We start from the raw sequence: 3,243 nt of genomic DNA on the forward strand, positions 1-3,243 counted from the left end.
GTGGCCGAACCGCGATTACAAAACCGATAGCTAAACGGCAAGCCATTTTTCCAAGCAAAATAGTTTCGCAGAAAATAGGGAAAATCGGCGCAATCAGGGGTCGCGGGAAGGTTTTTGTCTTCATTCAATCCCAAGGCATTGTGTAAAAAATTGCGTTCCGGATCGCGCAACACCGGTTCCAACGAGGGAAAGCTCACGTCTTCATCAACCGCACCGTCAAAAAGCTGCTCGATCCAGGCGGAATAATAGGCTTCCTGCCTCTCTTCCCACACCGGTTGTTCCCTGGTGTTGTCGCCATGAGCAATTGCCCGGCAGGCGAGCGATTTCCCTTGCGCCTTCGCCTCGATTTGATGCTGGCCGCTCCCAAGCGCTTCTATTGTCGCCGTTGCGCTCCACGGCATGCCACCCGTGCTTGCGGTTGTTTCCAGCGGTTGCGCTGCACCTTGCGGATCGATCAATAGCAGTTCGGTGAGAGGTTCGGCAGTGGACACCGCCATGATCCGGACAGGCGTTCCGGCTTGAACCACCTGCGGGACAACCCAGATATGCGTGTTGTCTCCCTGCGCACAGCTCACGGCAAAAGCGGCCTGACCAATAAGCCCGTTCAGTAAGAAAACCGCGAGATAGAGTGATATTTTCATACAGTGCTCTCCTATGCGAGGTTGAATGCAACGGTGCTTCATCAATGCAATCCAGAAGTTGGGCAAGGCAAAAGGGCGTCAGGCACAAGGCAAGAGGAGAGGAGAGGAGAGGGGGCGACCGGGGACAACCCGTTGCCCACCGCATGCCGTTCTCGCCGGCCCGGCGCAACAACAGCGCCTGCGCCACCAGGAGGTTGATTGCTTCTTTGCGACGGTTGCAAAACCCCGCAAAGGCGCAGCGGTTGGGCAGGATGGCGACGCTCTGGCAAAGATACGGCATCTGCGCGCGGAGTCCCAGAGAAATCGAACGAGATGCCTATCGCCCCTATTGCCCCTTGCACCTGCCGCCGCCGTTCGGCCCACCCTTGCGGCAACCAGACTTTTTCCGTTACCCGCAAGAAGGTATTGACTATCCCCCTGGTTTTTTATAGGAATTGACCGTGTAATTCTGACCGTGGGACCGCAGATGAAGAGGGTTGGGCGCCAGGCAGGGATAGAGGTAATGCAGCAACCTTGTCGAGCTCGGAAGCGAAGCGAAAGTTCCTCACTGCAGGCCGCCAACCAAACGATTTCTTCTCGCCTGACAGCCTTCGACTGCGGTTGCGGCATGGCGAAACCATTCTGGGATATCAATCATGTACGACGTCTTCAGCCTGCCGCCGATCCGCTTTCCTGAAGGCTTTTTGTGGGGCAGCGCCACCGCCGGGCATCAGATCGAGGGCGACAACATCCACTCCCAGGCCTGGCACAAGGAGCAGCAGCCGGATTTCTACCAGGACGATCCAGACCGCACCATTCGCGCCCCCTCGGGCAAGGCCTGCGACCACTACCGGCTCTATCGGCAGGATGTGGAGCTGATCGCCGCCCTCGGCCACCAGGCCTACCGGATGTCCATCGAGTGGAGCCGGATCGAACCGCTGGAAGGGCAGTGGGATCATCAGGCTATGGCCCATTATGTCGACCTGCTGGAACGTCTCACGCAGAAAGGCGTCCAGGTCTTCGTCACCCTGCATCATTTCACCCACCCCCTCTGGTTCGACCAACTGGGGGGCTTTGGCAAGGCCGACAACCGCCGCTTCTTCGAGCGCTATCTCCATTTCCTCCTGCCCAAAATCACCAGCTATGTCAGCGGCTGGAACGTGATCAACGAATTCAATGGATGGGGCGGCCTCACCGCAGGGCCGGCAATCGCGTCCCTCAAGTTCAACATGCTCCGCGTCCACGCCCTGGGCTACCACCTGATCAAGCTCCACTCGACCGCCCCGGTGAGCAGCGCCCACGCCTTTATCCACTGGTTTCCGCGCCGCTTTCACGACGACCTGGACCAGCGCATGACCGGGTTTGCCGACTTCACCACCAACGAATTCTTCTTCCACGCCCTGCGCACCGGGGAGCTGGTCTATCCGGGGGTCGACGCCGAGTTTGATCCCGACGTCAAGGGCGCGCTCGATTTCTGGTCGGTCAACTATTACACCCGCCACATGATCGACGCCCGCCGGGCCGACCTGGACGGACCTCGGTTCCGTCACAAGGAACTGCGGATGGTCCCGATGCGGTTCTACCTGGACGAGATGTATCCCGAGGGGCTGATCGCCAATCTGGAGCGGCTGCGCGACTATCCGGTCGCCATCACCGAGAACGGCTGCTGCGCCACTGACGACCGCTTTCGCATCGTCTACCTGGCGCTGCACCTCTCCGCCCTGCAGGAGGCGATTGAGCGCGGCGTGGACGTGCGCAGCTACTTCTACTGGTCGCTGATGGACAACTATGAGTGGACGACCTTCCTGCCCCGCTTCGGCCTGGTGGCGGTGGATTTTGCGACCTTCAAGCGCACGCCGAAACCCAGCGCCTCTTTTTACCAGGAGATCATCCGAGAAAACGGCTTCAGCGGGGAGACGGTACGGCGTTATCTGGACGTCTTGCCCACCTTGAGGCCACAAACAACATAACGCGCCCGGCACGCACGCCGTCGCCAACAACCGGTCCATCTTTCAAGCCGAACCATGAGCCACTATGCCCACATCGCGTAATTTTTTCATAGCATTCCTCCGCCTGACCAAACTGTTCTGGCAATCGAACCAAAAACTGAAGATTCGAGGAACCGTCCTGCTCCTGGCGGTGCTCACTGTGATGCAAATGGTCGTGGCGGTGTTGATGACCCAGTGGAGCGCGGGCCTGTTCAACGCCCTGGAGCGGCATTCGATGAAAGGCCTGGTCATCCAGGTTGGCCTGCTGTCGCTGCTTTTTGTCGCCGACATGGCTCTGACCGGATCGCATCTGGAGGTCAAACGGAGCATGCAGCTCTATTGGCGCACCTGGCTGACCGACTATGTGTTTTCCCGGTGGATGGCCGCCGGCCGCCACTACCTGCTCTCACATCTGCCGGGCGAACACGACAATCCCGACGGCCGCATTGCTGAGGATTGCCGGGTGGCCACCGAGTCGGCGGTGGTTTTGGCGCATTCGCTGTTCTACAGCATCCTGCTGCTGATCGGTTTCACCAAGGTGTTGTGGAGCAAATCAGGGGTGGTGACGCTTGACCTGGGATTTGCCCAGATCGCCATCTACGGGCATCTGGTTTGGATCGCGATCCTCTATACCG

The 3,243-nt window shown here is 59.1% G+C and carries 1 protein-coding gene and 2 pseudogenes; 2 read left to right on the forward strand and 1 reads right to left on the reverse strand.

Annotated elements, in window-relative coordinates; all coding sequences use genetic code 11:
* Positions 1–641: pseudogene (locus RCH93_RS00020) on the reverse strand (hypothetical protein); the annotation flags it as partial.
* A 635-nt stretch (positions 642–1,276) separates the two neighbouring features.
* Between RCH93_RS00020 and RCH93_RS00025 the strand changes: the two are divergent.
* Both RCH93_RS00025 and RCH93_RS00030 read left to right on the forward strand, forming a co-directional pair.
* Positions 1,277–2,590 carry a glycoside hydrolase family 1 protein gene (locus RCH93_RS00025; RefSeq protein ID WP_306545858.1) on the forward strand — a complete coding sequence of 438 codons (1,314 nt, stop codon included), beginning with the start codon at positions 1,277–1,279 and terminating at the stop codon, positions 2,588–2,590.
* Between the two features lie 64 nt (positions 2,591–2,654).
* Positions 2,655–3,243 (forward strand): annotated as a pseudogene (locus tag RCH93_RS00030) (ABC transporter ATP-binding protein/permease); the annotation flags it as partial.

The sequence above is a fragment of the Desulfobulbus sp. genome (assembly GCF_030824455.1).
Lineage (GTDB): Bacteria > Desulfobacterota > Desulfobulbia > Desulfobulbales > Desulfobulbaceae > Desulfobulbus.